Here is a 22,750-nt window from a genome sequence, read left to right as displayed (position 1 = left end):
CACCTCAGTCATAGCGTGCCTCGGCCCACCACTCGCCGGCCGCGTGGAGCACCAGCCAGGCCCGTTGTTGGTCATCGACCAGTTGGAAACGGTGTAGCGGTTTCTGGTTGGTCTTGGCGCGTCGCCACCACCGGCCGTTGACCGGCCACGGCCCGGCCCAGGCGGTGATCCGGCTGGATGGGCGACCCGGCCACTCGGCCGTGGTCGGCATCCCGGTGAGCACCCCGCGATCGCTGATCGACAACGGGGTGCCGCGCTCGGTCAGTACCCGCATTGCTTGTGCTTCGCGGAAGACGACAGAGGGAGCAGGGCCGGGAACGGTGTCCGGCCACGGCTGCTCCAGGCGACGCACCGCGCGATCGGGAGTGGCTTGTCCGAACGGCGAAAAGGACTGGCGCTCGTGCAGCATCCGGCCACCGACGACGCTGCCGACCAGCACCGCGTCGTAGCCCAGGCGGTGTTGCAGCCCGGTGAGGGTGTGCAGCACGTGGTCGTCGGGTCGATCCCCCCACAGGCCCTGGCTGTGCTGCACGGCGGCATCCAGTTCTGTGGCGGCGATCTCGACCAGGGTGATCGGCCGGTGCTTGCTCTTGCCGAGGTCGGTCAACTGCCACTGCACGCGGTCGAGGATCTCCCGGCTGCCCAGATGCCACGGGTGACGCCACTCGCGCTCGTGGATCTCGCCGGCGGTTTCCCGAGGGCCCGGCTCGTGGTGGGTGATGATCCGGATCCCGGTGCAGACCAGGGAGCCGTCGTTGATGCGAGCACTGAGTTGCTCCACGGCAGAACCGCATTCGCTGACGATGACCTCGATGGCATCGGTGGGTTCGTCCAGCACGATGCGGGCGGCGAGCTCGTCGGGAGCGGTGCGCGGGTTGAGGATTGGCGCGTCGAGCCCGCAGGCCAACTGGTGGGCGCGCAGACCCGCCGCGCCGAACCGGTCGAGGACCTGCTCTCGGGGCAGCCCGGCGAGTGCGCCGATAGTGCGAATACCCATGCGGCGCAGCACGTTCGCCATCTTGGGATCGCCTGCGGCTTCGGCGATGACCGTGACGGGTAGGTCGGCGAGCAGGCCGGGGGAGCCGCCCGGGGGTACGACCGCCACGCCCTGGTAGGCCGCCTGTTCTGCAGCGAAGAGACCGTCAGCCACCGCCACGCGAACCTCGGGTGCCCCGTCAGGGTGGGCTCGGCGTACGGCGACCTGCAGCTCCTGCGCGGCTCGCACCTCCGAGCCGTAGAAGCGGGCCGCTCCGCCGGCCCGGACCGCTGCGACACCCGGCCGGACCAGATGCACACTCGGCACCACGTCAGCCATGGCGCGCAGGATGGGTTCGAAAGCACGCTGCTCCGCATCCAGATCATGCTGCAGGACAACCAGATCCGGGCAACGGTGCTGCGCCTGGCGCAGCCGGTCGCCGGGGCGGATACCTTCATCGCGCGCGGTCGACGAGCAGGCGACCACGGCTCCTTTGGCGACCAACGCCATCGGGGCTTCGGCCGGGACGCCATGGATCATCCGGGCCGCGAGCACCGGCCAGTGCGGGCACCAGACCAGCATGACGCGGACCGGTTCCGGCGCCGGTTTCACGACAATTGTTTGGGCGTGATTCCGCGCTTGCTCCGGGCCTCGCTGGCGCTCGTTTCCTCGCGTCGCTGTCATCACGCCAATTCCACGTGCACACTGCGGGTCCGGTGCCGCTCGGTGATGTCCAGGCGCAGGTGCCGGCGGGTCAGGTAGCCGCGGCCGTCGCCGATGCCGTCCCAGCGCTCGGTGTGTGCGTGCACCTTCGCTATCGATCCAGCCGGCCAGCGACCCAGCACCACGATGGTGGCGCGGCGGTCTCGCAGGCGGGCGGTCAGGCGGTTCAACTCTGCGGGGGCGAGGCGTGGTGGTGCGGGGGTGATCACCAGGTCGACCGCTTCGATCAGAGTGGCGACCACCTGGGTCCAGTCCTTCCCGCCGGTCGGCAGCAGGACCAACCGGTCCAGGTCGATACCCCAGCCGGCGGCCGCCTCGATGCCGAGATCAGGGATGCCGACCACGCCCGCCCAACCACCGGCATCACTGGCTCCGGCGATCAAGCCAAGGGCCACCGTGAGGGAGCCGGTCAGGTGATAGATGCCGCCGCGACGCAGCCCGCCGGGGAAGGCCGGTGCGAGAATCGGGTGGACCGGAAGATTGCCGCGCGGTGGCCGGGATGCTCCGCTGAGGTGCTCGATGGGATCCAGCGGGCGTACGTCGGCCGGGCGCACCGCGGGGGCGCGATCGGTGACGGGTGCCGGTTGGAGCATTCCTCGATCATCGAACAAGTGTTCGAACGATGCAACCCGCGACGGCGTGTCCCCGTGTTATCTCTCCGGACTTGGGTGACAGTTCTGCATCAGGAGATTGGTGGCACCGGATGTATGAGGGCATTGGTGACGGAGCGGGGTGCCTCCCGGCCCTGCGGCGGGAGCTCGGCTTTCCCGCTCATGCCGAGATTCGGTAACCGCCACGAGGTCACCCTCCGGCGGTTGTGGTTACAGTTCCGGTATGTCCAAGCCACGGGAATCTCGGCCGGTCTGGCCGTCGACGGTGGGCGGGTGGCTGGTCGTCCTCCTTTCCCTCGCCATCGCCGTTTGCGTGATGGTCGTGGCGTTGGTTGGGCGGAACTGGCATCTGCTTGTCTCAGCAATGTGTGCCGTTGGCGGAGGAATCCTCGGTGCCTACTCCGTGCGGCTGGGCCAAAGGACCCGGGGCGATTGAGGACTGGAGGGCTGCTGACCTGGCCCAGACGTGCCACGGAGAGCACCGCTATTCTCGTCCGGTCGTGGCTCCTCTCTATGTCAAGACGCTGCGGGGAGGGGCCTCGTAGGCTGGGTGGTGGCGGGTCCGGGAAGTGGCTTGTCCGAAGAGCCGGTGGTGGGTTGTGAGCCGGTCGCGCTGGAGTCAGAGTCGTCACCTGGTTGCCCTCCCGGGCCCGTCGCCGCGGGCTGGGTCAGGTCGGTGAGCATGGTGCGATAGACGATGTCGGACAGTCGTCGTTTCAGGCAGCGCATCGCTTCCATCGAGGATTTCCCGTCGCGTTTCTTGCGGTCGTAGTACGCGCGGCCTTCGGTGGGGTTGCGTAGTTGGACGGTGGCCATGGTGTGCAGCACCCGGTTGATCTGACGGTTTCCGCCGCGGGACAGGCGGTGCCGGACGGTGTCGCCGGAGGAGGCGTCGATCGGTGCAGTGCCGGTCCAGGACGCGAAGTGGTTGTGGTCAGGGAAGCGAGTGATGTCCCCAACCTCGACCAGCAGCATCGCTGCCCCGGTCGGTCCGATCCCATGCAGCTCGGTCAGGTGGGTGCCGGTCTCAGCCAACGCCGCAAGCAGGTCTTTGTCGGCCTGCTTAGTACGGGTGTAGACCTTCTCCAGGTCGGTGATCAGCTCCATCGCCAACTGTTTGCGGGCTTTGCCGGCGGGGTCTTTGGGTCGCACCGGGGACAGCAGCTTGCGGGCCTGCCGCGCGGACAGGTAGATCTTCGCCCCACCCGGGATCAGTTCCAGCAGAAGGCGATGCACTTGGGAGATCTTGCGGGTGTGTTCCTCTCCGAGCATCCGGCGCCGGTCGACTAGCACACGCAACAACTCGATCTGCTCGTTGCTGACCACGGGGCGTAACCCGGTGACCCGGACCCCGATCAGGGCGATGGAGTGCGCGTCGGTGTCATCGGTTTTGCGTCCGTTGCCGGCGGTCAGCAACCGCACCCGGTAGGACAGTTTCGCCGGGACATCCACCACGGACTCGCCGGCGGTGATCAGGCGGGCTGCGACGTGCCGGCCGATCCCGGCGCACCCTTCGATGGCCCAGACCCGCTCTGGGTAGGCAGCGACGTGGGCGAGCATGCGGGTGAACCCGTCACTGTCGGTGTTGAAGCGGCCACCGTCCAGCACTTGCTCGTCGGAGTTCATCACTTCGATGGTGACCGAGCGTTTGTGCGGGTCCATCCCGATCACCACCGCGCCCGGTGGGGGTGAGCTGTTCTGCATTGTTGTTGCTCCCGTTCTCGAGTACCTGGTGGGGTCGAGCGCGGGAGGGCATTGCGCGCGATGTTTCCGGTCGTGCCGCGACGAGCGCGTCGCATCGCTTGCACCCGGATCAGGCGGCGTTGAACGCCTCACGCCCTAGAGGACCTTGCCCGGGTTCAGGATGCCGTGCGGGTCGAGAGCCTGCTTCACGGCTCGCTGCATGGCGAGGGCCTCGGTGGACAACTCCTGGTACAAGCCGTCTCGTTTCAGGAGGCCCACACCGTGCTCGCCGGTGACGGTGCCACCCAGATCCAGCGCGTCGGCGATGATCTGGCGGAACGCGGTCTCGGCGCGGTCACGTGCGGCAGCGTCACCAACGTCGGTGATCAACAGCGGGTGGAGATTGCCGTCGCCAGCATGGGCGATGTTCGCGATCAGGGTGTCGTTCTCGACTGCGGCCACCTCGATCCTGCGAAGCATCTCCGGCACGGCAGCCTTCGGGACACAGACGTCCTCGGTCAGGACGGGGCCAAGGCGTTCCAGCGCGGGGTAGGCGAGTCGGCGCGCGGCGAAAAGGGCCTCGGCCTCCTCGGGGTCACTCGAGGCAGCGGCCCATGTCGCGCCGGCGGCCTCGAACGCGGCCAGCATCACCTGGGCCTCACGCTCACCGGCGGCGCCGGGAGCGTCGGTGCGGCCCAGGAGTACGACGTTCGCATCAACGGACAAACCCATGTTCTTCCACTTATCGACCGCTGCCAGACAGTGTTTGTCGATCAATTCGAGCGCCGAGGGAATGACCCCTGAGGCACCGATCGCTTCGACGGCGTTCCCGGCGTCAACGATGGAGGAGAAGTAGCCGGCCACCGTCCGCTGCGGCGGCTGTAGGTCGCGTAGGCGAACGGTGACTTCGGTGACCACGCCCAACGTGCCTTCAGAGCCGACGATCAACCCAGCCATGTCGTAACCGGCGACACCTTTGGCGGTACGGCGCCCGAGCCGGACGATCTCGCCCAGCCCGTTGATCACCTCGAGCTCGAGAACGTAATCGCGGGTCACGCCGTACTTCACGCAGCACAGGCCGCCGGCGTTGGTCGCGACGTTGCCACCGATGGTCGACCACGGGGCACTGGCCGGGTCCGGTGGGTACCACAGGCCGTGTTCGGCGGCAGCGGTGCGAAGGTCGTCGTTCACCACACCGGGCTGGACCACTGCGAGTCGTTCGACGCTGTTGATCTCAACGATTCGGGTCATCTTCTCCGTCGAGAGGATCACGCAACCGTCGACGGCATTGGCCCCACCGGACAGGCCGGTGCCAGCGCCGCGGGTCACGAGCGGCACGGCATGCTCGAGGCAGACGCGGACAACCGCTTGGACGTCGGAAGTCTCCCGGGCGCGGACAACAGCAAGCGGTCGGCCGTAGGGCGCCCATTCGGCCTCGTCGTGCGAATACGAATCGAGCACCTGCGCATCGATGACGAGACGTCCCGGAGGCAGCACTTCGGCAAGTCTGGCCAGGACGATTTCGGTCAATTGTGCAGTGGGTGGGGCTGAAGGCGTCACCGACTAAGTGAACCTCACGACGTGTGCAAACCGGACGCCAAAGGACGCTCCAAGCACTCGCATCGTCAGATTTCGGTAAGTTCTGCGCCGCTGCACTACCGCCGACGACCGGCCAGGAGTTTGCTCCTAGAGGTAACCCCTCGTCTGACCCAGGAGCACCCATGCCTCACCTGCGCAGCATCGTCCTCACTGTCGCCGTTGCCAGTGTCACCGGATTGGGCCTGGTGCCCACCGCTGATGCTGCGACCGTCCGCTACGTCGCTCTCGGCGACTCCTATTCCTCCGGGGTGGGCGCCGGGAGCTACATCGCCAGTAGTGGCGATTGCGATCGCAGTCCGAACGCCTACTCAGCCCTCTGGGCGGCTGCCCACTCACCCACGTCGTACGTCTCGGTCGCCTGCTCGGGAGCGAAGACAACAGACGTTCTCAACAACCAAATCTCGGCGCTGTCCTCCAGCACCACCCTGGTCAGCATCACGATCGGCGGCAACGACGAGAACTTCGCCAACATCATGCAGGACTGCAACCTCAAGGGCACCACGACCTGCGTCAACGAGATCAACGCCGCCAAAGCCGACGCGACGGCGAACCTGCCCGCCAAACTGGCCAAGGTCTACAACGCCATCAAGGCCAAGGCGCCGAGCGCGCACGTGGTGGTGCTGGGCTATCCCGAGTTCTACGACCTCGCCAAGAGCTGTATCGGCCTGAGCCAGGCGTCGCGGACCGCGATCGACAGCGGCATCGATCTGCTCGACTCGCTGACGAAAACCGCTGCAACCGCAGCGGGTTTCACCTTCGGTGACGTGCGGTCGGCGTTCGCCGGTCACGAGATCTGCGACTCCGGGCGGTGGCTGCACTCGGTGAACATCCTGGACATCGAGGAGTCCTACCACCCGACCGCCACCGGCCAGAAGTCCGGCTACCTGCCGGTGTTCAGCGCCAAGGCGTAGCGCTCACAGATCCCGATAGAGTTCCGCGGCCCAGCCCACCGGGCGGAACCCCATTGCGTCGTTGACCGCGATCATCGGCGCGTTCGACTCCGCGTTCCAGGTGCGCACGTACGGCGCGTCCGGGAACGCCTCCTGCATCGCGCGCGCTGTGCGCACTTTGAGCGCCGTACCGAGGCGGTGCCCTCGATGATCGCGGTCCACCAACGTGCCCCATTGGTAGACCCGACCACCGTCGGTCGCCGCGTGGACCAGGTCGGTGTAGCCCACCGGCTCGCCGTCGGGTGCCACGGCCAGGGTGGTGATCCGGGTGCGACCCTGCTGCTCCAACTCGGCTTCCTGCTCCCGGATCCGTTGCTCGTCCCAGACCTCGACCTCGGGGACGTGCTCGCCGGTCGGCGCTTCCGTCTCGACCGCGCCGATCAGGCGGCCGTAGCCGGGGAGGATCTCCTGTGGGGCAGCCCCGGTCCAGGTGCGGAACGTATAGCCCGCATGGTGGGTGGCCGCCTGCGCCGTCAAGGTGTCGAGTACGTCGATCGGTACCGGCAGGTCGAGCACCCGTTGGACCTCCAACTGGCTCACGTGAAAACCTGTCGCTGCAGCGAATTGCATTCCGGGAGAGGTAGATCCGTCCCGGCCACCGTCGTACGGCCACTGCAGCCACGCGATGGCCCGGGTGCGGTCAGCCGCCCGGGACTCGGACAACAGGGACTCCAGGAGCGCCCTGCCCACCCCTTGCCGCCGGGCCTCGGGCACGACAGCGATACCCACATCGGCGGTCGCGGTGTTGTCCAGCAGGGGCAGCATGGCTGCGCCGACGCCCACGACCGCATCACCGATCCGGGCCTGACGCAGAACCCTGCGCGCGGCATGCTGCGAACTGCGCAGCATCGCGATCGTCTCCGGCAGCGAGTAGGACGTATGGAAGGCGAAATCCTGCTCTTCAGCGCGATTGCGAGCAGTGTGGAAGGCCTCGATTGCCGCATCAGAGGACACGTCGAGTTCTTCGATGAGACAGGTCACGCACGCGAGCATCCCTCAGCGCGGCGGTCCGGGCAACACGATTTAGCCTGGCGCTATGAGCGAACTCAGCGGAACCGTAGCCCTCGTCACCGGAGCATCGAGCGGGATCGGGGAGGCGACGGCCCGAACGCTGGCCGCAGCGGGTGCCACCGTCGCCCTCGTCGCCCGCCGTAAGGACCGGCTCGATGCTCTCGCCCAGGAGATCGGCGGCGGTGCGCTCGCGATCGAGGCAGACATCACCGACCGAAGTCAAGCGGATGCCGCTGTGGCACAGACTGTTTCTCAGCTCGGCCGACTGGACATCCTCGTCAACAATGCCGGCGTCATGCTGCTCGGCCCGATCGAAGAAGCACCCATCGATGAGTGGGACCGGATGCTGGAGATCAACCTGCGCGCGGCGCTGTCGATGACCAAGGCCGCGTTGCCGCACCTGCTGTCCGCTGCGGACAGTGACCCACGGCGCGTCGCCGACCTGATCAACATCTCTTCCACCGCGGGCCGGCAGGTGAAGAAGGGCTCGGCGGTCTACAACCTGACCAAACACGGCTTGGGCGCCTTCAGCGAGTCGTTCCGGCAGGAGTTCAGCCGGCGGCATCTGCGGGTCGGGGTGGTCGAACCCGGCGCCGTCGTCAGCGAGTTGCGCGATCACCTGCGCGACGGCGTACGCGAGGCCAACCTGCAGCGCCTTGAGCAAATGGAACCGCTACAGCCGCAGGACGTTGCCGACGCGGTGCTGTTCATCGTGACCCGACCCCGCCACCAGACGATCAACGAACTCCTGGTCCGCCCCACGGAACAGGACGACTGACAGCCACCCGATCGGCGTACGGGAAGAGCGTTATCAGCCCGGCAGGACGTCCTGCTGCGCCGGCAACTGGTCCTGGCGCACGATCCCGACCGGGCAGGTCATGCCCTTGAACCCGTGGTTGCAGTAACCGCCGGGGTTCTTGTGCAGGTACTGCTGGTGGTAGCCCTCGGCGTAGTAGAACGGGCCGACCTCGGTGGCCGGCTTCTCCTCGGTGCTGATCGCGCCGAAACCGTTGTCGTACAGCACCTTCTGGAAGTCCTTGGTCGTCTGCGCGACCGCGGCCTCCTGCTCGGGGGTGGTCCAATAGATCGCCGAGCGGTACTGGGTCCCGACGTCGTTGCCCTGCCGGTTGGCGGTGGTCGGGTCGTGGTTCTCCCAGAACGCCTTCAGCACCTGACCAGCGCTGATCTGCTGGGGGTCGTAGACCACCATCGCGGTCTCGGTGTGCCCGGTGCGACCGGTGCAGACCTCTTCGTAGGTGGGGTTGGGCGTGTAACCGCCCATGTAGCCGACGGCGGTCGTGATGACGCCGGGCAGACCCCAGAAGATGCGTTCCGCTCCCCAGAAACAGCCCATTGCGACGTAGAGCGTCGCGGAGCCCTCCGGGAACGGCGGGTGCATCGAGGTGCCGAGGACCACGTTGGTGTCGGGGATGTCCGGCAGCGGGTCGGGTCGACCGGGAAGTGCTTCTTGCGGCGTCACCATGGTGGCGGTGCGTCCGAATCCAAAGACCATGACACCGATTGTCTCATTTTGGTCACAGATTCGCGCGCCCCTGGGTGAGCGAAACCGATTCGGCGGCGTTCTCACTGATGGGTAGCCTTGCCAGGTGCTGACCGTGCAAGACGCCTTGTTGACCCTGCAGAAGTTCTGGACCGACCGGGGTTGCCTGGTCGTGCAGCCGTTCAACACCGAGGTCGGCGCCGGGACCATGAACCCCGCAACGATCCTGCGGGTGCTGGGTCCCGAGCCGTGGCGGGTGGCGTACGTCGAGCCCTCCGTGCGCCCCGACGACAGCCGGTACGGCGAGAATCCCAACCGCCTGCAGACGCACACCCAGTTCCAGGTCATCCTCAAACCGGATCCGGGCAACCCGCAGGAGCTGTACCTGCAGTCCCTGGAAGCTCTCGGCATCGACCTGGCCGCCCACGACGTGCGCTTCGTGGAGGACAACTGGGCGCAGCCGGCGATCGGTGCCTGGGGTCTGGGCTGGGAGGTCTGGCTGGACGGCATGGAGGTCACCCAGTTCACCTACTTCCAGCAGGTCGGCGGGCAGAACCTGGACCCGGTCTCGGTCGAACTGACCTACGGCATCGAGCGGATCATGATGGCCCAGCAGGGCGTCACCCACTTCAAGGACATGGTCTACGCGCCGGGCGTCACCTACGGCGAACTCTTCGGCCAGTCCGAGTTCGAGATGTCGCGCTACTACCTCGACGACGCCGACATCGACACCAACCGTGAGCTGTTCGAGCGGTACGTCGCCGAGGCCGAGCGGCTGATCGAGGCCCGGCTGCCGGTGCCCGCGCACACCTACGTGCTCAAGAGCTCCCACGCCTTCAACGTGCTCGATGCGCGGGGTGCGATCTCCACGACCGAGCGGGCCGCGGCGTTCGCAACGATGCGCCGGCTCTCGCGTGAGGTTTCCCGGTTGTGGGTCGAGCGCCGCGAGGAGTTGGACTTCCCGCTGACCAAGTCGACCCTGTCGTCGATGGGCGGGCTGGCGTCGCCGTCGCCTGCCCCCTCGCAGCTGCCTGCTGAACTTCCTTCTGAACCAGCCACTTTCGTGCTGGAGATCGGCACCGAGGAGTTGCCGCCGCACGTGGTGGACCAGGCCATCGAGCAGGTGCGCACGCTGGCCACCGAGGCGCTGGCCGACTCCCGATTGACGTACGGCGACCCTCAGGTGGCCGCCACTCCTCGCCGGATCGTGGTGACGATTCCCGCTGTTTCCGCCGCGGAGCCGGACGCGTCGACGTTGCGTAAGGGCCCGAAGGTTGCCGCCGCCTACGACGCGTCCGGCGAGCCCACCAAGGCGCTGCAGGGTTTCGCGCGAGGCCAAGGCGTCGAGGTATCCGATGTGATCACAGCGGAATTCGACGGAGCTACCCATGTCGCGGTAGCCGTGGAGCAGAAGGGCCGCACCGCACCGGTCGTGCTCGGCTCGCTGATCGAGAAGGTCGTCGAGGGCCTGCGCGCCGACCGCAACATGCGCTGGGCCGACCCGCAGCTGGCCTATAGCCGGCCGATCCGCTGGCTCGTCGCGTTGTGGGGCGATCTGGTGGTCCCCGCTCAGGTGTCGTCGCTGGTCACTGGCCGCACGACGTACGTGCAACGGGGCGATGACACCCCGCTGGTGGACATCGCCACGGCTACCGATCTGATTCCGACCCTCGGCGCACACGGCATCGTCCTTGACGTGGCTGCCCGCCGGACCGAGGTCATCGACCAGGCCTCGGATCTGGCGCAATCGGTCGGTGGCACAGTCGATTTCGATGCCGAGTCCGGCTTGGTCGATGAGATCACCAACCTCGTGGAGCAGCCGGTCGGCATCCTTGGCTCCTACGGGGAGAAGTACCTGGAGCTGCCCGAGCAGATCCTGGTCACGGTCATGCGCAAGCACCAGCGCTATCTGCCGGTGCGTGACTCCGCGGGCAAGCTGAAGCCGTACTTCGTCACGATGGCCAACGGCGCCTGCTCACCGGACGTGGTGCGCGCGGGCAACGAGTCAGTGCTGCGCGCCCGCTACGAGGATGCGGCGTTCTTCTTCGACGCCGACCTCAAGGTGCCGCTGGCTGAATTCCGTTCGGCCATCGACAAACTCACCTTCGAAGAGCGGGTCGGATCGGTCGCCCAGCGCGCCGACCGGATTGCCTCGGTGGCGACGAAGCTGGCCGATGGCATCGACGGTGTTGACAGTGTCACGCTGCAGCGCGCCGGCGAGTTGGCCAAGTTCGACCTGTCCACCCAGATGGTCGTCGAACTGTCCTCGCTGGCCGGCACGATGGCCAAGGTCTACGCGGAGCGAGCGGGGGAGACCCCGGCGGTCGCGCAGGCGCTCTACGACATGGAATGCCCCCGCACCGCCGGTGGCGCGTTGCCGCAGACGCTCGAGGGCGCGCTGCTGGCGCTCGCGGACCGCTTCGACCTGCTGGCCGCGATGTTCGCGATCGGAGCCAAGCCGACCGGCTCCTCGGACCCGTTCGCGTTGCGTCGCGCCGCGCTCGGTGTGGTGGCGATCCTGCGCGCCCGCCCCGAGCTGTCGACCATCACCGTGGAGGACGGGTTGAAGGCAGCTGCCGTGCGGCTGGTTGCCCAGGGTGTGACCGTTTCTGACGAATCCATCGAAGCTGCAGCGGAATTCGTGCGCGACCGGTTCGTGCAGCAACTGCGTGACGAGGGTGTGTCGGCCGGTGTGGTCGAGGCGATCGCCCCGCTGGCTGGCCGCCCGGGTGCGGCCGAGCAGGCGCTGGCGGACATTCATGCCCTGGCCGACGACGCTGGGTTCGCGAAGCTGGTGGAGGCGACCCAACGGATCACCCGGATCGTCCCGGAAGGCACGTCATCGGCGTACGACGCATCGGCTTTGACCGAACCGGCCGAGCTGCGCCTGGAGTCCCAGGTGGCCACGCTCCCGGATCAGTCCGCGGCTGGACTGCCGGAATGGGCCGCCACGGCCGGCGATCTGACCGACTCGCTGAACACGTTCTTCGACGACGTTCTGGTGATGGCTGAGGACCCAGCGGTACGTGCCGCGCGGCTGGGCTTGTTGCAGTCGGTCGTGGACAAGGCGCCGGCCGGGATCGACTGGAAGGCGCTGTCCAGCGCCGTGGGCTGATCCGGGCCGGACAGCCTCAGGTGCGGGCGGCCGGTCGGTTCTGGCGATTGAAGGCGATCAGCGCATCCAGCGCGGACAGCGTCTCGCGGACTTCAACGAGGTGCGTCCGCAACGCATCGCGCTCCTGCACCAGGCGCTCGAACGCTGCGTCACTGGAGACCAGACTCGGCGTGTCGAGACACGGCAGTACCGCGCGGATCGCCTGACTCGACAAACCGGCCCGGTAGAGGCGCTGGAGGTAGTGCACCCGGTCCACGGCCTCCTGCTCGTAGACGCGCTGGCCGCCGGAGTTGCGAGAACTGTCCAGGAGCCCCTGCGTCTCGTAGTAGCGCAGTGACCGCACGCTGACCCCGGTGCGCTCTGCGAGTTCTCCGATGCGCACGCAGTTCCTCCCTGGACTTGCAGCTGACATTAATGTCAGGTTTTAGCGTACCGACCATGACTACGAACCACCCCCTCGACTTACTGAGCTTCCGCGCGCTGCGGGTAGCAGTGCACGACGGCGTCGCCACGGTCACCATCGACAACCCACCGTTGAACATTCTGGATACCGCGTTGATCACCGATCTGCGGCGGTTCGTGGACACAGTGCGCAACGACGGTTCGGTGCTGGTTGTCGTCTTCGAGAGCGCTGATCCGGAGTTCTTCTCCGCGCACGGTGACGCCGAGTTCGTCTCCAAACCGCAGCTGTTCACGGCGCTCATCCGGTCGGCGGACGCGCCGTTGAATCCGATGGAGGCCCTGCACGAGAGCGTGCGCACGTTGCCGCAGATCACCATCGGCAAGCTGGCGGGGTATGCCCGCGGTGGCGGTCTGGAACTGCTGATGTCGATGGACATGCGGTTCGCGGCCCTCGACACGGCCAAGATGGCCCATCCCGAGGCGGCGTTGGGGATCGTGCCAGGTGGCGGTGGCACCCAGTTCCTTCCCCGGCTGACCGGGCGGGCCCGTGCGCTGGAAATCATCCTGGGCGGCGGCCTCATCGACGCCTCGACCGCTGAGCGGTACGGGTTGGTCAACCGTGCGCTACCCGATGCACAGCTCGATGACTTCGTCGACTCCCTGGCCCGGCGGATCGCCGCAGTGGGCGCCGAGGTGATCGCCGGCGCGGTGCGCTGCGTCGACGCCGCCCTGAGCACCGACCTGTCGGTGGGACTCGAGATCGAGAATCACGAACTAGGCAGGCTGTTCACCGCGGACTCCGCGCAGCACACCATCGATCTGATCGCGCGCGGCTATCAAACCCGCGAGGTCGAGAAAGACCTGGAGGGCTTCTTGCACCCGAGCGGCTGAGGCGAAGCTGGCCAGCGCCCTGGGCTGAGTGGTTGGGTGAGCGGATGGCATCTCGCGCATCCAACTTCTGCATCGACGCCGCCGACGCCTACGCGCAGGGCGTGTGGTGGGACCAGGTCCTGGAGGATTTCACCCTGGACCCGGAGGCGGAGCCGGGCGAGGACGAGGTCGGGCTGATCGGGCCGGATGACCGGTTCCTGATCTTCCTCGAGGTGCCCGAACCCAAGACGGTCAAGAACCGCATGCACCTCTGTCTGCGACCCACGGACATCAGCCGGGACGAGGAGATCGAACGCATCCTGGGGCTCGGCGCGACGCTGGTCAACGACCTGCGCCGGGGCGACCGGGGCTGGGCAGTGCTGGCCGACCCGGAGGGCAACGAGTTCTGCGTGTTGACGCCGTACCAGCCGTCCTGAGGCGACTCGTAGGGTGGAGCCCATGACGGGTTTCTCGACCACAGCGATCCACGCCGGCCAGGAGCCGGATCCGCGCACCGGATCCGTGGTGCCGGCGATCTACCAGACCTCGACCTACAAACAGGACGGCGTCGGCGGCCTGCGCGAGGGCTACGAATACTCCCGATCGGCCAACCCAACGCGTGACGCGTTGCAGGAGTGCCTGGCCGAATTAGAAGGCGGCACAAAGGGATTCGCGTTCGCCTCCGGCCTGGCCGCTGAAGACGCCATCCTGCGAGGCGTGTTGAAGCCCGGCGATCACGTGATCATCCCCAATGACGCGTACGGCGGCACCTTCCGGCTCTTCGACAAGGTGCACCGGCCGTGGGGTGTCGAGGTCTCCCTGGCCAAGGTGTCGCAAGCCGACGCGATCCGCGGCGAGATCCGCCCCAACACCAAACTGATCTGGATCGAAACTCCGACCAATCCGCTGCTGGGCATCGCGGACATTGAGGCGGTGGCGGCGGTCGCCCGGGAGGCCGGGGTGCTGCTGGTCGTCGACAACACCTTCGCCTCGCCGTACCTGCAGAACCCCCTCACCCTCGGCGCCGACATCGTCGTTCACTCGACCACGAAGTACTGCGGCGGTCACAGCGACGTCGTGGGTGGCGCGGTCGTCGTACGCGATGCGGAACTGGCCGACACGATCGGCTTCCACCAGAACGCGATGGGCGCGGTGGCGGGCCCCTTCGACTCGTGGCTGGTGCTGCGCGGGCTGAAAACGCTGGCGGTACGGATGGAGCGGCACAGCGACAACGCTGAGCGGGTCGCTGACTTCCTCCTCGGCCGTGATGACGTCACGCACGTCTACTACCCGGGGCTGGACTCCCACCCCGGGCATGACGTCGCGGCTCAGCAGATGCGCCGACCCGGCGGGATGATCAGCTTCCAGGTCGCCGGTGGTCAGCGGCGCGCTTTGGATCTGGTTGGCGCCACGCAGGTCTGGACGCTGGGGGAGTCCCTTGGCGGGGTGGAGTCGCTGATCGAGCACCCGGCGAAGATGACGCACGCCTCGGTGGCGGGCACCGAACTAGCCGTGCCGGACGATCTGATCCGCTGCTCGGTCGGTATCGAGGACGCCGACGACCTGATCGCCGACCTGGCCGAGGCGCTGGACCGCACCCGCGGCTGATTCAGCACCGTGGAGCAAGGACTTTCGCAGCGGTACTCACCTGGAAAGGCAAGTGGAGGGTGAGTACCGCTACAAAAGTGGGCAGCGCTCAGCCCTGGTAGGGGCTCGCGGACACGATCTTGACCTCGATGGTCTTGCCGTTCGGGGCCTCGTAGCTGACCGTCGAGCCGACCTTCTGGTCAAGGATGGCTGCACCCAGCGGTGACTTCTCGCTGTAGACGGTCAGGTCGTCGGCGGCGCCTTCACGGCTGCCGAGCAGGAAGCTCTCCTCCTCGCCGAAGATCTCGGCCTTGACCACCATGCCCGGGTGGACGGTGCCGTCGGCCTTCGGGGCCTCGCCGACGGTGGCGTTTCGCAGCAGCTCCTCGAGGGTGCGGATGCGGGCCTCCATCTTGCCCTGCTCCTCCTTCGCCGCGTGGTAGCCGCCGTTCTCCTTCAGGTCGCCTTCCTGGCGAGCCTCTTCGATCTTGGCGGCGATCTCGCTGCGACCGGTGGTCGTGAGCTGGTCGTGCTCTGCCTTCAAACGGTCGAATGCGTCCTGAGTCAGGAACGTCGTGCCGGTGTCAGTGCTGGTCACGTCGATCTCCTCCAACTGGTGTAAGACAAAAAAGGTAGGCCCGGACCCGCGGGTCGCCGCTTGCTGGGACATTCCCAGGATGCGCGGCCGGTCTGCAGGTCCAGACCCGTTCGTGCAAGAACCTTCATTATAAACGACCGCGGTCGTCGCGCCCGGCAATCAGGTGACCTGGGTCACAGCGATTCAGCGATAGGTGCAGGAGTCCACTGTGGCCGCCACTGCGCGGGAGACCGTGGCGATCGTGCGCGTGTAGCGCGTCGTGGTCAGGGTGCTGGCTGGCAGATCCACTTGGAGTACGCCGACCTGCCCGTGATTGTTGTCCAATGCTTCCAGCGTGCACCGGACCGGTTTTCCGTCCTGGTTGGTGACATCGAAGATGACATCGACCCGGGCGTCACTCACCACGTTGTGTCCCGCATCGGACCACGCCAGGCCGCTGGTCGCTGATAGCCCGAACCAGATCGCGGCGATGACACCGAGGGTGATGCCGATGGTGCCGACCACCCACCACTTACCGGTGCCGGGGGCGGGTCGGGGCAGGGCCATGGAATGAGACAATAGAGCGCGTGACTGGCTCGGATCAGACCGCCCTCAATGAGGACCGCAGCAGCCTTCGCCTGCTCGCGGTCCACGCCCACCCCGATGACGAATCCAGCAAGGGTTCGGCGACGGTGGCCAAATACACCGCGGCCGGCCATCGGGTGATGGTCGTGTCCTGCACCGGTGGCGAGCGCGGCGACATCCTGAACCCCAAACTGGCCGACAATCCCGAGGTCAAGCGGGATATGGCCGAGTTCCGCCGACACGAGATGGCCAAGGCGGCCCAGATCCTCGGGATCGAGCACACCTGGCTGGGTTTCGTCGACTCCGGTCTGCCGGAGGGCGATCCGCGACCGCCCCTTCCGACGGGCAGCTTCGGCTTGGAGCCTTTGCAGGTGACCGTCCCGGCCCTGTTACGGGTGATCCGCGAGTTCCGCCCGCACGTGATGACGACGTACGACGAGAACGGCGGCTATCCGCACCCGGACCACATCATGACCCACGTCGTGTCGGTGGCGGCGTTCCAGGCGGCGGGTGACCCCACGGCGTACCCGCAGACCGGTCCGGCCTGGCAGCCGCTGAAGCTGTACTACGACCGCGGCTTCTCCCGGGAGAAGATGTTGGCCATGCACGAGGCACTGCTGGAACGGGACGGTGAGTCGCCCTTCGGGGACTGGATGAAGCGCTGGGAGGGCACCCCACCGCCGCGGATCACCACCCGCGTCAACGTCGGCGACTACTTCGGCGTCCGGGAGCAGGCGCTGCTGGCCCACGCCACCCAGATCGACCCGGACGGTTCGTTCTTCGCTCTCTCGCCGGCGGAGCAGGCCAAGATCTGGCCGACGGAGGAGTGGGAGTTGGCGGCGTCGTACTTGCCGGTCCCGGCGGAGGAGGACGATCTGTTTGCCGGGATCGACCCGGCCACGGCGGACGCCCTGGCGAGCAAGGGATCGCTGGATCTGGTGGTCGACGACATCCGCGAGACGACGCTGCCCGAGAACCTGCGGGTCGGCTGATGGGCGGCGACGAGAACGTCTCCACGACGGCCGGCATTTGGGGTTTCATCATCCTGTTCGCGCTGGCCCTGGCGTGTTGGCTGCTCTTCCGCAGCATGAACAACCGACTGCGGAAGGTGCGCTACTCCGCAGCCGACGAGGCCCGGGACCGCGAAGCAGTCCAGTTATCCGAAGAGACCGGCGAGTCCGAGCGGCAGGCGGCCATCGAATTGGACGAGGAACGCCTGGAGGAAAAGGGCGAGGAAGAGCAGAAGTAGCGGCTCAGTGCGCCAGCGTCGTCGCAGTCACGTCGTGACCGTAGATGGCCATCGACGCCGCGACGTAATGCACCACGAACGCCAGGATCGTGAAGGTGTGGAAGATCTCGTGGAAGCCGAACCAGCGCGGTGAGGGGTTCGGCCGCTTGGTGCCGTAGATGATCGCGCCGATCGTGTAGAGCGCGCCGCCGGTGATGATCAACGTCAGCACGGCCGGGCCGCCGCCGTGCAGCATCGGCTTGACGTAGAACACCGCGACCCAGCCCAGCGCCAGGTAGACCGGCACATAGAGCCATCGCGGTGCACCGGTCCAGAAGACCCGGAAGCAGACGCCCAGGATGGCGCCGGTCCACACGATGATCAACAACGAACGGGCCTCAGCGGCCGGCAGCAGCGTCAGCGCGAACGGGGTATAGGTGCCGGCGATGATCAGGAAGATGTTCGCGTGGTCCATCCGGCGCAAGGTCATCGCGGTGCCGGGGCTCCAGGTGCCGCGGTGGTAGACCGCCGACGTGCCGAACAGCAGTACGGCGGTAATGGTGAAGACGATCGCACCGACCCGCCCGCTGGTCGTGTCCGACGTCGCGATCAGGACGATGCCGGCGATCAGGGCCAGCGGCGCCATCACCAGGTGCAGCCAGCCGCGCAGCTTCGGTTTGACCGCCGCGAGCAGCGCCTTGGCGTCCTGCCGGGCGTCGGAAATGCTTTCGCGGACCTCGGCCATGCCGTCGCGGACGCCGTCTCTCATCTCGGAAAGACTCGGTATATCGGGCAGGTTGGGCATGTTCATGGTGCTACCTCAGGATCCGAACCGGCGGTCGCGCTCGGCGTACGCCCGCAGCGCTCGCAAGAAGTCGACCCGACGAAAATCGGGCCAGTAGGCCTCGCAGAAATAGAACTCGCTGTGCGCGCTCTGCCACAGCAAGAAGCCCCCCAGGCGTTGTTCACCGGAGGTGCGGATGACCAGATCCGGATCCGGCTGGCCTTTCGTGTACAGATGCTGGGCGATGTGATCGACGTCCAGGTCAGCGGCCAACTCCTCGATGGACGCGCCCTTGGCGGCGTGCTCCAGGAGCATGGAACGTACGGCGTCGGCGATTTCTCGTCGCCCGCCGTAGGGGACGGCGACGTTGACCAAAAGGCCGGTGACATCCGAGGTGTCCTCGGCGGCCTGCTTCAGCACGTTCGCGGTGCTTTCGGGCAACATGTCGAGCGCGCCGACGGGGTTGATGCGCCACCGTTGTGCCGCGGCGAGGTCCGTCACGACTGACTCGATGATGCCCAGCAGCGGGCGCAACTCCCGTTCGGGACGGGACAGGTTGTCGGTGGAGAGCAGCCACAAGGTCACGACCTCGACGCCGACCTCTTCGCACCAGGTGAGCAGCGGTTCGATGTTGTCGGCGCCGGCCTGGTGGCCGCTGGCTGTGTCGGCGCCACGGGCTTTGGCCCAGCGACGGTTGCCATCGAGCATCACGCCGACGTGGCGGGGCAGGTTGTCCTTGGGCAGGTCGCGGGCCAGACGGCGCTCGTACACGCCGTACAGCACATCGCTGATCCGCACCATCGCTCCTGATTCCTAACGGTTCCGTAAGTTGGGCCGTCGCCCGCCCCTCAGGTTAGCCCCGAAAGGTGAGGACTCGCACTGACTACGCGGTCGGGACAACCTCGATGGCGGAAGTTGTTCGCGAGTGCGAAGTCCGCTGATCCGATTGGCCAGCCACGCGCCGTACGCCGTTAACAGAAACGTCACACACCGATGGGCGCGGCTGAGCACAATCGCGCTCGGTCTGCCGTAGCGTTCCGAACACGACCACACCTTCGTGGTCGAACGGAAAGGCCCACTGGATGCAGCTGCTTCGGCTGCGGAACAGAGGGCCGGTTGCCCTCGGTGGGCTTATCCGGTCACTGTTCCGCAAGTGATTGCGCGGTTACCAACCGCGCGCCGAGGGAGTGTGTATGAGCATCAACGCCCAGCCCGGCCGCCGCACCTACGTCCTGGACACTTCGGTCCTGCTGTCCGATCCACGAGCTTTCACCCGCTTCGCTGAACACGAAGTCGTGCTGCCCGTGGTCGTGGTGACCGAATTGGAAGGCAAACGGCACCACCCGGAGTTGGGCTACTTCGCCCGCTCCGCGTTGCGGTTCCTGGACGATCTGCGCGTGCAGCACGGGCGCCTGGACGCTCCGGTGCCGTTGAACGACGGCGGCACACTCCGCGTCGAGTTGAATCACACCGATCCGCAGTCGCTGCCCTCCGGTTTCCGGCTCGGCGACAACGACACCCGCATCCTGGCCGTCGCGCGCAACCTGGCGAACGAGGGCCACGACGTCACCGTGGTCAGCAAGGACCTGCCGATGCGGGTCAAGGCGTCTGCGGTGGGGATGAACGCCGAGGAGTACCGCGCCGAGTTGGCCGTCGACTCCGGGTGGACGGGCATCACCGAGATCGAGGTCGGAGACGCCGAAATGGGCAGCCTGTACGACGAGGGGCGGCTCGAGCTGGCCAGTGCGGCTGAATTGCCTTGCCACACAGGCGTTGTCCTCCTCGGCCCGCGCGGCTCGGCACTGGGCCGGGTCACCCCGGACAAGTCGGTGCGGCTGGTCCGCGGCGACCGTGACGCCTTCGGTCTGCACGGCCGCTCGGCCGAACAGCGGATCGCGCTGGACCTGCTGCTCGACCCCGACGTGGGCATCATCTCCCTGGGTGGCCGGGCCGGAACCGGTAAGTCGGCGCTGGCGCTGTGCGCCGGTCTGGAGTCGGTGATGGAGCGCCGCCAGCACAGCAAGGTGATCGTCTTCCGCCCGCTGTACGCCGTGGGCGGCCAGGAACTGGGCTACTTGCCCGGCACCGAGAACGAGAAGATGGGGCCTTGGGCGCAGGCGGTCTTCGACACGCTGTCCGCGGTGGTGTCCCGCGAAGTCGTCGAAGAGGTCGTCGATCGCGACCTGCTCGAAGTGCTGCCGCTGACCCACATCCGGGGTCGCTCGCTGCACGACGCCTTCGTGATCGTGGACGAGGCGCAGTCGTTGGAGCGCAATGTGCTGCTGACCGTGCTGTCGCGGATCGGGCAGAACTCCCGGGTCGTGCTCACCCACGACGTCGCGCAGCGCGACAACCTGCGGGTCGGCCGACACGACGGGGTCGCCGCGGTGATCGAGAAGTTGAAGGGTCATCCGCTCTTCGCGCACGTCACGCTGCACCGCAGCGAGCGCAGTCCCATTGCGGCGCTGGTCACCGACATGCTGGAAGGTCCTGACGCGTAGCACCTGCGCGAGTCTGCCCTCCTCCAGCTCCGGAGGAGGGCAGACTGCGTTCTATGCGCGCCTCCATCACCCGGGTCGGTGGCGTGGTCGTTGCGGTGGCGTTCGCCGCCGGCCTGCTGGGTGGCCTGGCGGTGTGGGCCCTGTGGGCATTGACCCATCGCTCGCCGGGCACGAACCTCACCGGTTGCGACGTGCCCAAGGTGGCGCGCGACGTACTGCCATCGGTGGTGACGTTATCCGTGAGCGGCCCGTCCGCGTCCGGCACGGGATCGGGCGTCGTCGTGCGTACACCGATCGACGGCGCCGGCTCAGTCCAGGGCGTCCCGCGGGGGCGGGACTACATCATCACCAACGATCACGTGATCGCCCCGCAGGGGCAACCGGGTCAGATCAGGGTGACGTACGCCGATGGGCATTCCAGCGCCGCGACGCTCGTCGGTCGCGATCCGCTGACTGATCTGGCGGTGGTGACGGCGCAGGATCCGTCGTCGAACGCGCGTGCGATCAGCGTCGGCTCCACCGGTGACCTGGTCGTCGGGCAACCGGTGGTCGCGCTCGGCGCTCCGCTGGGACTCACCTCAACCGTGACCTCGGGGATCGTGAGCGCGACCGATCGGTACGTGCGGGTGCCCTCGGAGTCAGGGGCGACCCACCACCTCGTCGGGGCCGTGCAGACCGATGCCTCGATCAACCCGGGCAACAGTGGCGGAGCGCTGGTCAACTGTTCCCGGCAACTGGTCGGCATCAACTCCGCGGGAGCGGCACCCGGCGGCGAGGGCGGCAGCGTCGGTCTTGGATTCGCAATCCCGTCAAGCCTTTTCGCGCCGTTGGCCTCGGAGATGATCGCCACAGGGACGGTCCGGCACCCGACGCTCGGCCTGCAGGTCGCCGAGGTGACGGCGGCGTTGGCTCGGCAGTACGGGCTGCCACCGGGGCTCTTCGTGCAGGCAGTGACCGGTCCTGCGGCGGACGCTGATCTGCGCCCTGGTGACGTGATCACGACGATCGGCGGCCAGGCCGTGCGCTCGGTGGACGATCTGAACGCCCTGGAATTGCACGCGACGCCAGGGGATTCGGTGAAAGTCGAGTTTACGCGCGACGGCGGGTCGCACACTGTGTCGGTAACGGTCGGACAGGCGGACTAGGGGGATGGTTATGCGCAGAGTGGCGGTAGTGGCGATTGCGGTGGTGGCATTGGCCGGGTGTGGCAGCGGGGGATCCTCGGGTTCCTCGGGTTCCTCGGGGAGCCCGACGCCGGTGACGTCCGTGGATTCACTCAACGGCAAGTCCTTCGTCTCGACCTCGGTCAAGGGTCACGATCTGGTGAGTGGCACCGCGATCACGTTGCAGGTGACGGACGGGAACCTGTCCCTGAACGGTGGCTGCAACACGATGAACGGGGCGGCCACGATCAGCGACGGGGTGCTGAAATTCAGCGGCCACCCGATGCAGACGATGATGGCGTGCGGCGACGGCAAGGACGCCCAGGACAAATGGCTGCTCGAGACGTTTACCACTGGCGTCTCGCCCACTCTGTCCGGCGACGTCATGACGTTGACTCATGACGACCTCACGATCCTGATGGGCCCGGCGTCCTCGACGACCTCCTCGAAGTAGCTGCGGGCGCATCGTGCGCGGAGGAGACTGCAGCTATGACTGATGGATTCCAACCGTATGAAGAGCCGACCGCCGACGTCGTCGGTCAACTGAACGGCCGCTCCTTCGTGAGCAGCACCGTCACCGGGCACGACCTTGTCGCTGACAGCAGCATCTCGCTGTCGTTCGAGGACGGCCGGTTGGCCGCCCGGCCTGGATGCAACAATTACAGCGGACCGGTCGCGGTCACCGATGGCAACCTGGCGTGGTCGGGACCGGCGATCTCGACGCGGATGGCGTGCAGCGAAGAGTTGATGGCCCAGGACGACTGGTTCAACCAGTTGCTGACCAGCGGCGCAGCTTTCACCGTGGGGGAGAACACACTGACGCTCACTGCTGGCGAGGTCACCCTCGAATTTGCCGAGCTGCAGCCGTTGGACGAGATCTGACC

Annotated in this window: 23 protein-coding genes; 12 read left to right on the top strand and 11 right to left on the bottom strand. The window is 67.0% G+C overall.

Annotated elements, in window-relative coordinates:
* Nucleotides 1-4: 4 nt before the first annotated feature.
* The 4 genes from DR843_RS12045 to DR843_RS12030 all read right to left on the bottom strand — a co-directional run bounded on the left by DR843_RS12045 (nt 5) and on the right by DR843_RS12030 (nt 5,523).
* A complete protein-coding gene (locus tag DR843_RS12045) occupies nt 5-1,588 on the bottom strand; it encodes a DNA polymerase Y family protein (RefSeq protein WP_170119853.1) in 1,584 nt (527 codons plus the stop codon).
* 71 nt (nt 1,589-1,659) lie between these two features.
* Entirely contained in the window at nt 1,660-2,292 is a 633-nt protein-coding gene (locus DR843_RS12040) for a hypothetical protein (protein WP_109686143.1), read from the bottom strand.
* A gap of 534 nt (nt 2,293-2,826) precedes the next feature.
* A complete protein-coding gene (locus DR843_RS12035) occupies nt 2,827-4,014 on the bottom strand; it encodes an IS110 family RNA-guided transposase (protein WP_174888830.1) in 1,188 nt (395 codons plus the stop codon).
* 135 nt (nt 4,015-4,149) lie between these two features.
* Nucleotides 4,150-5,523 carry an FAD-binding oxidoreductase gene (locus DR843_RS12030; protein WP_218564413.1) on the bottom strand — a complete coding sequence of 458 codons (1,374 nt, stop codon included), beginning with the start codon at nt 5,521-5,523 and terminating at the stop codon, nt 4,150-4,152.
* A 191-nt stretch (nt 5,524-5,714) separates the two neighbouring features.
* Between DR843_RS12030 and DR843_RS12025 the strand changes: the two genes are divergently transcribed.
* Nucleotides 5,715-6,503, top strand: a complete 789-nt coding sequence (locus DR843_RS12025; protein ID WP_109686141.1) for an SGNH/GDSL hydrolase family protein — start codon at nt 5,715-5,717, stop codon at nt 6,501-6,503.
* A 3-nt stretch (nt 6,504-6,506) separates the two neighbouring features.
* On the opposite strand, the gene DR843_RS12020 is transcribed toward DR843_RS12025, so the two are convergent.
* Nucleotides 6,507-7,523, bottom strand: coding sequence for a GNAT family N-acetyltransferase (locus tag DR843_RS12020; protein WP_170119852.1), 1,017 nt, complete (start codon nt 7,521-7,523; stop codon nt 6,507-6,509).
* A 55-nt stretch (nt 7,524-7,578) separates the two neighbouring features.
* On the opposite strand from DR843_RS12020, the gene DR843_RS12015 reads away from it, so the two are divergent.
* On the top strand, nt 7,579-8,331 hold the full coding sequence (locus DR843_RS12015; protein WP_109686137.1) for an SDR family NAD(P)-dependent oxidoreductase: 753 nt from the start codon (nt 7,579-7,581) through the stop codon (nt 8,329-8,331).
* 33 nt (nt 8,332-8,364) lie between these two features.
* Here the strand turns inward: DR843_RS12015 and msrA are convergent, their stop codons facing one another.
* Entirely contained in the window at nt 8,365-9,066 is a 702-nt protein-coding gene (msrA, locus tag DR843_RS12010) for a peptide-methionine (S)-S-oxide reductase MsrA (RefSeq protein ID WP_245934111.1), read from the bottom strand.
* A gap of 94 nt (nt 9,067-9,160) precedes the next feature.
* Between msrA and DR843_RS12005 the strand changes: the two genes are divergently transcribed.
* Entirely contained in the window at nt 9,161-12,169 is a 3,009-nt protein-coding gene (locus DR843_RS12005) for a glycine--tRNA ligase (RefSeq protein ID WP_109686135.1), read from the top strand.
* 16 nt (nt 12,170-12,185) lie between these two features.
* Here DR843_RS12005 and DR843_RS12000 read toward each other — a convergent pair whose 3' ends face one another.
* On the bottom strand, nt 12,186-12,551 hold the full coding sequence (locus tag DR843_RS12000) for a MerR family transcriptional regulator (protein ID WP_109686133.1): 366 nt from the start codon (nt 12,549-12,551) through the stop codon (nt 12,186-12,188).
* A gap of 56 nt (nt 12,552-12,607) precedes the next feature.
* Here DR843_RS12000 and DR843_RS11995 point away from each other — a divergent pair, with 56 nt between their 5' ends.
* Genes DR843_RS11995 through DR843_RS11985 form a run of 3 tightly spaced genes read left to right on the top strand, consistent with a single transcriptional unit; the run spans nt 12,608 to nt 15,049 of the window.
* A complete protein-coding gene (locus DR843_RS11995; protein WP_109686131.1) occupies nt 12,608-13,462 on the top strand; it encodes an enoyl-CoA hydratase/isomerase family protein in 855 nt (284 codons plus the stop codon).
* Between the two features lie 44 nt (nt 13,463-13,506).
* On the top strand, nt 13,507-13,878 hold the full coding sequence (locus DR843_RS11990) for a VOC family protein (protein WP_109686129.1): 372 nt from the start codon (nt 13,507-13,509) through the stop codon (nt 13,876-13,878).
* Between the two features lie 22 nt (nt 13,879-13,900).
* Entirely contained in the window at nt 13,901-15,049 is a 1,149-nt protein-coding gene (locus DR843_RS11985) for a cystathionine gamma-synthase (RefSeq protein ID WP_109686127.1), read from the top strand.
* An 88-nt stretch (nt 15,050-15,137) separates the two neighbouring features.
* On the opposite strand, the gene greA is transcribed toward DR843_RS11985, so the two are convergent.
* On the bottom strand, nt 15,138-15,626 hold the full coding sequence (gene greA / locus DR843_RS11980; RefSeq protein WP_245934110.1) for a transcription elongation factor GreA: 489 nt from the start codon (nt 15,624-15,626) through the stop codon (nt 15,138-15,140).
* A gap of 183 nt (nt 15,627-15,809) precedes the next feature.
* Nucleotides 15,810-16,172, bottom strand: a complete 363-nt coding sequence (locus tag DR843_RS11975; RefSeq protein ID WP_109686123.1) for a DUF4307 domain-containing protein — start codon at nt 16,170-16,172, stop codon at nt 15,810-15,812.
* Between the two features lie 20 nt (nt 16,173-16,192).
* Here DR843_RS11975 and mca point away from each other — a divergent pair, with 20 nt between their 5' ends.
* Complete coding sequence (gene mca, locus DR843_RS11970) at nt 16,193-17,182, top strand: mycothiol conjugate amidase Mca (RefSeq protein WP_109686121.1); 990 nt, start codon at nt 16,193-16,195, stop codon at nt 17,180-17,182.
* Nucleotides 17,182-17,439, top strand: a complete 258-nt coding sequence (locus DR843_RS11965) for a hypothetical protein (protein WP_109686120.1) — start codon at nt 17,182-17,184, stop codon at nt 17,437-17,439. Before mca ends, DR843_RS11965 begins: the two co-directional genes overlap by 1 nt.
* A 4-nt stretch (nt 17,440-17,443) precedes the next feature.
* Here the strand turns inward: DR843_RS11965 and trhA are convergent, their stop codons facing one another.
* The gene (gene trhA, locus DR843_RS11960) at nt 17,444-18,187 is read right to left on the bottom strand and encodes a PAQR family membrane homeostasis protein TrhA (RefSeq protein ID WP_425451556.1); all 744 of its coding nucleotides are present in this window, start codon (nt 18,185-18,187) and stop codon (nt 17,444-17,446) included.
* Between the two features lie 51 nt (nt 18,188-18,238).
* Entirely contained in the window at nt 18,239-19,003 is a 765-nt protein-coding gene (locus DR843_RS11955; protein ID WP_109686116.1) for an isoprenyl transferase, read from the bottom strand.
* 392 nt (nt 19,004-19,395) lie between these two features.
* Between DR843_RS11955 and phoH2 the strand changes: the two genes are divergently transcribed.
* The 4 genes from phoH2 to DR843_RS11935 all read left to right on the top strand — a co-directional run bounded on the left by phoH2 (nt 19,396) and on the right by DR843_RS11935 (nt 22,748).
* A complete protein-coding gene (phoH2, locus tag DR843_RS11950; RefSeq protein ID WP_109686114.1) occupies nt 19,396-20,703 on the top strand; it encodes an RNA 5'-3' helicase PhoH2 in 1,308 nt (435 codons plus the stop codon).
* Nucleotides 20,704-20,756: 53 nt separating this feature from the next.
* Nucleotides 20,757-21,848, top strand: a complete 1,092-nt coding sequence (locus tag DR843_RS11945) for a S1C family serine protease (RefSeq protein ID WP_109686112.1) — start codon at nt 20,757-20,759, stop codon at nt 21,846-21,848.
* Nucleotides 21,849-21,969: 121 nt separating this feature from the next.
* Entirely contained in the window at nt 21,970-22,320 is a 351-nt protein-coding gene (locus DR843_RS11940; protein ID WP_170119850.1) for an META domain-containing protein, read from the top strand.
* Nucleotides 22,321-22,355: 35 nt separating this feature from the next.
* On the top strand, nt 22,356-22,748 hold the full coding sequence (locus DR843_RS11935) for an META domain-containing protein (protein WP_109686109.1): 393 nt from the start codon (nt 22,356-22,358) through the stop codon (nt 22,746-22,748).
* Nucleotides 22,749-22,750 lie beyond the last annotated feature (2 nt).

The sequence above is a fragment of the Branchiibius hedensis genome (assembly GCF_900108585.1).
Lineage (GTDB): Bacteria > Actinomycetota > Actinomycetes > Actinomycetales > Dermatophilaceae > Branchiibius > Branchiibius hedensis.
Note: the sequence above shows the minus strand (reverse complement) of the source record. Positions and strands in the feature narration are given on the sequence as shown.

Coding starts and splice junctions, on each gene's coding strand:
- DR843_RS12040 (WP_109686143.1), bottom strand. CDS start 2,292: ATGCTCCAACCGGCACCCGTCACCGATCGCGCCCCCGCGGTGCGCCCG.
- DR843_RS12035 (WP_174888830.1), bottom strand. CDS start 4,014: ATGCAGAACAGCTCACCCCCACCGGGCGCGGTGGTGATCGGGATGGAC.
- DR843_RS12025 (WP_109686141.1), top strand. CDS start 5,715: ATGCCTCACCTGCGCAGCATCGTCCTCACTGTCGCCGTTGCCAGTGTC.
- DR843_RS12015 (WP_109686137.1), top strand. CDS start 7,579: ATGAGCGAACTCAGCGGAACCGTAGCCCTCGTCACCGGAGCATCGAGC.
- msrA (WP_245934111.1), bottom strand. CDS start 9,066: ATGGTCTTTGGATTCGGACGCACCGCCACCATGGTGACGCCGCAAGAA.
- DR843_RS11995 (WP_109686131.1), top strand. CDS start 12,608: ATGACTACGAACCACCCCCTCGACTTACTGAGCTTCCGCGCGCTGCGG.
- DR843_RS11990 (WP_109686129.1), top strand. CDS start 13,507: ATGGCATCTCGCGCATCCAACTTCTGCATCGACGCCGCCGACGCCTAC.
- DR843_RS11985 (WP_109686127.1), top strand. CDS start 13,901: ATGACGGGTTTCTCGACCACAGCGATCCACGCCGGCCAGGAGCCGGAT.
- DR843_RS11975 (WP_109686123.1), bottom strand. CDS start 16,172: ATGGCCCTGCCCCGACCCGCCCCCGGCACCGGTAAGTGGTGGGTGGTC.
- DR843_RS11965 (WP_109686120.1), top strand. CDS start 17,182: ATGGGCGGCGACGAGAACGTCTCCACGACGGCCGGCATTTGGGGTTTC.
- trhA (WP_425451556.1), bottom strand. CDS start 18,187: ATGAGAGACGGCGTCCGCGACGGCATGGCCGAGGTCCGCGAAAGCATT.
- DR843_RS11955 (WP_109686116.1), bottom strand. CDS start 19,003: ATGGTGCGGATCAGCGATGTGCTGTACGGCGTGTACGAGCGCCGTCTG.
- phoH2 (WP_109686114.1), top strand. CDS start 19,396: ATGAGCATCAACGCCCAGCCCGGCCGCCGCACCTACGTCCTGGACACT.
- DR843_RS11945 (WP_109686112.1), top strand. CDS start 20,757: ATGCGCGCCTCCATCACCCGGGTCGGTGGCGTGGTCGTTGCGGTGGCG.
- DR843_RS11935 (WP_109686109.1), top strand. CDS start 22,356: ATGACTGATGGATTCCAACCGTATGAAGAGCCGACCGCCGACGTCGTC.